Source organism: Psychrobacter sp. AOP31-B2-9 (assembly GCF_052378005.1).
Lineage (GTDB): Bacteria > Pseudomonadota > Gammaproteobacteria > Pseudomonadales > Moraxellaceae > Psychrobacter.
The window spans coordinates 1-6,631 of sequence record NZ_JBQSXG010000153.1 but is presented as its reverse complement, the minus strand read 5'-3'; the positions used below and the strand labels follow the sequence as shown (position 1 = coordinate 6,631).

Annotated in this window: 4 protein-coding genes; all 4 read left to right on the top strand. The window is 42.4% G+C overall.

What is annotated here, in order from left to right:
* The coding region (locus ACT3SX_RS13010) for a hypothetical protein (protein ID WP_444761772.1) at positions 1-658 on the top strand (658 nt) is incomplete at its 5' end.
* 115 nt (positions 659-773) lie between these two features.
* Positions 774-5,078, top strand: coding sequence for an ATP-dependent RNA helicase HrpA (hrpA, locus tag ACT3SX_RS13005; RefSeq protein WP_225739293.1), 4,305 nt, complete (start codon positions 774-776; stop codon positions 5,076-5,078).
* A gap of 59 nt (positions 5,079-5,137) precedes the next feature.
* Positions 5,138-5,560, top strand: a complete 423-nt coding sequence (locus ACT3SX_RS13000) for a hypothetical protein (RefSeq protein WP_192520390.1) — start codon at positions 5,138-5,140, stop codon at positions 5,558-5,560.
* Between the two features lie 94 nt (positions 5,561-5,654).
* Positions 5,655-6,257 carry a class I SAM-dependent methyltransferase gene (locus ACT3SX_RS12995; RefSeq protein WP_192520389.1) on the top strand — a complete coding sequence of 201 codons (603 nt, stop codon included), beginning with the start codon at positions 5,655-5,657 and terminating at the stop codon, positions 6,255-6,257.
* Positions 6,258-6,631 lie beyond the last annotated feature (374 nt).

Sequence of the window (6,631 nt, the reverse complement as noted above, 5' to 3'; positions counted from 1 at the left end):
CAAGAATAAACCAGAAAAATCTGATGATACTACAGCATTGTTAATTAATGAGGCTGAAAATGCTATAGGAGATAACAGTGAGTTATCAAGCTCTCAAGCTATGGTAAATGATCAAGACGTACCGATAGGTTATAAATTGATTGAAGAGGGAGGTATCATGTTAGATACCCCTATTATGGGCATGGAATGGGAAAGTGTGGAAGATGAAAACACAACCACTAACCCACGTGTGTACGAGCCCTTTACAATATATCAATGTGTCACGGAAGATGGTGAGCATTTACGTTTGGATGTAGTAAATAGTGATATTGGTTATATGCTCAAGTACTATTTTGCCACTCAAGATAACCCTTTGAAGTTAGAAGCACAGCAAGCTACTGAAGATGCCTATTATGTAGAATATCTCAATGCTACTAGTATCACTATGCGGGATCCGAATAATTACTATAATCTGACACAGTATGGAGACGGTGATACCGCCTTTTATATTATTAATGCCATTACTGGTAAAGAGATGAATTATTTCTTATGTGAGGATACTTCGATGAAGGAGGGTCAGCGTGCTTTAGTTAACCAAATGGAACCAGAGCATTTTAAATTCAAACCTATGACTGACGAGCTTGAAAATCTTTTGACTGAACGCTTTGAATATCAGTAAAAGCTTTTTTAGTTATGATGTTTGGTTGGTAACCAAACATCATAACCAACTTGAATCGCACTCAAATTACCCCCATAATCTAAACACTTTTAAATAATAAATAGCCTAAGTAAATATGCCCAATAATTCTAAGAATATCACACAAGCATCTAACGAAGATGCTGCTCGCCAAATCAATAGCACCACTAATCCGAATAAAGAAAGTAATAGCATAACTCACGGAAATTCTAATATCACATCAAACAGCGCCACACTAAGCAATGATAAAGAAGCTACTCAATCTCATATAGCTGACGATTTGCCTGTACTTGCCAAAGACAGCTACTATTTAAGCCGTCTAGAGCGAGAGCTGGCACGTGCTGTCGTGTCTAGCAAAAAAGAAAATAATGAAAAAGCCAATGATGCGTTAACGAAAAAACGCGAGCAGTACGAAAAAATAAAAACCCGCTCACAGCAGGTGGTGCAGGCACGTATAGATAGCATTCCTGCTGACTTGCCAGCCAAGCTAAACCTTGATCTGCCAGTCAGCCAACGGGCAGAAGACTTGGTACAAGCAATCATCGATAATCAAGTCATTATCGTCGCTGGTGAGACGGGCTCTGGTAAGACGACACAGTTGCCAAAACTTGCGATGCTAGCAGGGCGTGGTATTACTGGACAGATAGGGCATACGCAACCAAGACGTCTAGCGGCGAGAAGCGTGGCAAACCGTATTGCAGAAGAGTTGGGCGAACCGTTAGGGAATACCGTTAGCTTTAAGATTCGCTTTAACGAGCAAGGATCGGCACAGTCAGTCGTCAAGCTTATGACCGATGGTATCTTATTGGCCGAATTAGGGCATGATCGGTTTTTGAGTAAGTACGATACGATTATTATCGATGAGGCGCACGAGCGTAGCTTAAATATCGATTTTATTATGGGTTATCTCAAAAAAATGCTACCCAAGCGTCCTGATCTAAAGGTGATTATTACTTCAGCGACATTAGACACCAAACGCTTTAGTGAGTACTTTAGTCATTACGATGCCAAACTTAAACGTAAAGTGCCTGCGCCAATCTTTAATGTTGAGGGTCGCAGCTTTCCTGTTGAGGTTCGTTATCGCCCATTAACCGACGAGCCAGTAAACAGCTCTGATGATGACAGTTATGATGATTTTGAAGAAAACTTGCCACGCGCCATCGTTGCCGCAGTCGAAGAATGCTTTGGCGATGCCCAAAACAAAGGACATGCTGATCAAGCAGATATCTTAATATTTGCCGCGACTGAAGCTGAGATCCGTGAGACACAAGAGGTGTTAGAGCGTCATGGACCTAGGCATACAGAAGTGCTGCCTTTGTTTGCGCGGCAGACGTACGATGAGCAGCAGCGTATTTTTCAGCCATCCGGTCGTGGCCGACGTATCGTTATCGCGACCAACGTGGCTGAGACTGCGCTGACTGTGCCTGGTATTCGTTATGTGATTGATTTGGGTTTTGCACGAATTTCTCGTTATTCTTACCGCTCGCGTGTACAGCGTTTGCCGATCGAGGCGATTTCACAGGCCGCCGCCAATCAGCGTAAAGGTCGCTGCGGGCGTGTTGCGCCAGGTGTTTGTATACGTCTGTATAGCGAAGAAGACTTTAGCGGACGCCCTGAATTCACTGAGCCTGAAATTTTACGCACTAACTTGGCCTCAGTGATCTTGCAAATGGCCAATTTGCGCCTAGGTAGCGTTGATGATTTTTCGTTTATCGAGCCACCTGACAGTCGCTTGGTTACGGATGGGCATAAGCTACTGGATGAATTAGGGGCGATTGCTTCTAAAAATAAAGCTATTTCTGCGACTAAATCCAATAAATCGAAGTCCAAAAAAGGTCTAGATCACCTGCGTCTGACACCGACTGGCCAAAAGATGGCACGTATGCCAATTGACCCAAGGCTGGCGCGAATGTTGGTTGCAGGTTCTGACTTTAACTGTATTCGTGAAATGCTTATAGTCGTCGCCGCGCTTGCGGTACAAGACCCACGTGAGCGTCCTGCTAATAAGCGCCAACAAGCCGATCAAAAGCACGCAGAGTTTCGTCAAGATGACTCTGATTTCTTGTTTTATTTAAGCCTATGGAAAGCACTGTTCGAAAAAGATGAACACGGCAATAAGCTGTCTGGCAATCAGCGTAAGCAGTTTACCAAGAAAAACTATCTGAGCTTTCCACGCGTACGAGAATGGAGTCAGACGCACCGCCAACTGGTACAAATGGTCACTGATCTAAAACTTACTGATGTTAATGATGTAAAAGGTACGGATAAAAAAGCGACTACTGAAATAACAACCAATGACCCGACAGCGATCGAAGACGAAGATCTAAAAGCGGTTAAATACGCCAACTTGCATCGTGCGTTGATGACAGGTCTGCTCTCTACTATTGCTCATAAGACCGAAAATCGTGGTGAATATCTCGCAGCTCGCCAGCAAAAAACCAAAATATTTCCAGCCAGTACAGTATTTAAGCAAATACCACCATGGGTGATGGCCTTTGAAGTAGTAGAAACTTCTCAGGTCTTTATGCGCACGGTGGCCAAGATTGAACCAGAATGGATTATCTCCGCTGCTGGTGATTTGTTGAAGTATCACTACTTTGAGCCGCATTGGTCAAAAAAGACAGGTCGCGTCAAAGCCTACGCGCAGATTAGTCTATTTGGTTTGATTATTATCAGTAAGCAGCTGACCAATTATGAGCAGGTCAATCTAAGCGAGTCACGTGAAATTTTTATTCGTGATGGTTTGGTCACTGGCAACTTGGGTCGTCAAGCGCCATTTTTACAGCACAACATGGATAAAATTGCAGACATTGAGCGCATTGAAGACAAGTTACGTCGTCGTGACTTATTGGTTGATGAAGAGTCGCTGTATCAGTTTTATGATAAAAAAATCCCTGAACACATTGCCAGTCGTAAAACTTTTGAAGATTGGCGTGCTGAAATCGAAAAAACAGATAGCAAGCATTTATTCTTTACTGATGAGGATGTACTTAATAGCCAAGCGCCGACCACAGGAGATTTTCCAGAGGTATGGAAGCTAGGTGACTTAAAACTACCGCTACGTTATGTCTTTGATCCAGCAAGTGATGATGATGGCGTGACCATTCGCGTACCGCTTGTTGCGTTGCCGCAGCTTGATGCGATCGAGCTGTTGTGGGGTGTGCCGGGTTGGCGCTATGAGCTGGTACTACAGTTGCTAAAATCATTACCCAAAGACATTCGCCGTCAGATCGTACCGATTCCCGATACGGCTGATGGCTTGTTTGACGAGTTACAACCTGCTGGTGGACAAGGACTACTGAAGCAACTCTGCCAAGCGCTTAATCGTCGCGGCATTATGTCAGTGACACCAGATAAGTTTAATCCGTCTACGATTGACCGTTACTTACAGCCACAAATCTGCGTCGTTGATGATAAAAACCGTATCATCGAAAAAGGTCGTGACCTGCAAACGTTACAGATTCGACATGCCAGTGAAACCAGTCAAGCAGTCAATGAGCAGCAAGGCGCGCATACTGTGTTTCCCGAGCACTTTTCCTTTAGTAAAAATCATCATAGCGCAGGCGTGGTGATGAAGCAGTTTGCGGCATTGGTCGCTGATGATGCAGGTGAGGCGGTATCAATCCATCAGTATACGGATGTTAATGCAGCATTACAGGCACACCGCATCGGGGTATTAACGCTAATTAAAAGTAAGCTTGGTGCAAAGAAAAAACAGCTCACCAGTCAAATTGATAGCATTTTTAAATTGGCATTTGCACCACTTGGTGATATGAGTAAGCTCAAAACGATTGTTATCGATGCAGCATTAGATGCAGCGCTTGAAGAGCACTATATATTGTTTGATCATAGTACAGACTTGCCCGAAAATGCAGATGATACTGCGGTAGCGCTTGCTGAGGAGTTGCCGTTTACCTCAGCAGAATATGAAAAAACCTTAGAAGTGGTGGCTGGTAGCTTTTTATTGACTGGTCAAAGCGTGATTAAGACCCTCAAAAATGTCTATACCCGATGGCAGCGTATTCGCCAAGGCTTATTGATGTTAGATCGAGAGATATTCGGTGAGTCTATTGAAGATATCGAAGATCAGCTAGAGGATTTGCATTTGGCTGATTTTGTCTACCGAATGGACTATAGCCATTGGCAGCAGTATCCACGCTATCTAGAAGCACTAGAGATTCGTCTTGAACGCCTTGAACATAATCTTGATGCGGATCTCGATGGCGTTTATGCGCTAGATTTACATATGGAGCGCCTTGCAGGACGTGCGGATAAAGAGGCTATTAGCGACTATCGTTGGATGGTGGAGGAGTATCGTATTCAACTCTTCGCTCAACCAATGAAAACGCGTATAGCAGTATCACCGAAACGTCTGAGTAAAATGTGGGATAAGGTGGGGTAAGGAGGTGTAGTACCGCTGAAGTATGTATTTGTAAATGGATTTTTCTCATGTGAGGCAAGATGAGTAATAGTGGTAACAAAGGTAAAGGTATAGAACAAACAGGCAGTAATGGTTTTTTGCTCAAGATTATCATGATTATTGCTCTTGGTTTTTTAGTTTGTGAGCTCTTAAACCTATGGAAGCTATATCATAATAGAGACTGCTTAGCTGATGTTTATCAAAATGAGGTGCGAAGTACCATCTCATCTCAATTCGTTAACGAAAGTTTTCTAAAGGAAGAAGCTATATTTCCAACACACATTTTATCTAGTAAAAAAGTGAACGAAAAGAATAATATTTGTGAAGTCACGTTATATCATAAAGATAGTGAAATAATCGTTCGTTATCGTCCTAAGAATTACTCTTCAACGTTTAGTGCAGGGCGTGTAAGCGATACAAAGGTATATTATGGCGTAAAGATATTGAACATTGAGGTTGACTAGGTGTCTGTCAGGTAAGATGTGATGCTAAAACTGAGACAGTGTGAGTAGAGTATTTTATTATACAAGCTAAATAAAACGAAAAAGGACAGTTAAAATGTGGGATGAACGTTATAGTGGCACAGAATTTGCTTTCGGTACAGAGCCTAATGATTTTTTGAGAGAAACGTTTGAGCAGATACCTGCAGGCGGGCGTGTATTATGTCTAGCAGAGGGTGAGGGCAGAAACGCTGTATTCTTAGCTGAGCAAGGCTATGATGTCACTGCGATGGATATGTCTGAAGTGGGTTTGATCAAAGCGGTACAATTAGCTAAAGACAGAGGAGTGACAATTACCACTCAAGTGGCTGATTTAGCTGATTACCAGTTTGGTACAGATAAGTGGGATGCCATTGTGTCTATATGGGCACATGTGCCTGACAAAGTGCGTCAGTATATACATACACAGGTAGTCACTGCTTTAAAGCCAAACGGCGTATTTATCGTCGAAGCTTATACAGAACGACAGTTGGAGACTGATGCTGTTGGAGGTCCACCAGCCAGTCAAAAAGAACGCTTTGGATCGCTAGATAATTTTCAGAGTGAACTGAGAGGACTTACAGAGATTATTGGTGTTGAAAAGCTGCGTATGGTGTCAGAAGGAAAACGTCATCAAGGGTTGAGTGCCGTTGTTCAGTTTGTTGGTAAGAGAGAGATTTAAAACCAGAAGTTTATTTGTTTTATAACTGATAGTGCTACGTATGTAGGCTAAGCGAAGGTGATACATTGCGAAATGTATAGATGGTTCTCTTGTGCCTTATATAGTTAATCTTATTTGAATTGGAGATCGTCAGCTAGATAATCACTTACTGAATGCCCTTTGTCGGGTTTTTAATAACGTTCAGCCTAATATGCTTGTAGCTTTAACGAGTTTCATACAAAGTCGGATAACATAGCTATAAAGGCAAATATAGCCCCTTTCTCTAGTGTTATTATAAGCGATTGATAAGAAATTATTACAAGTGTACATTTTCAATTAGGTAGTTGTTATAATGCAATCGTTTTATGTCAATTTATAGTGCGCATGTAAAGCAC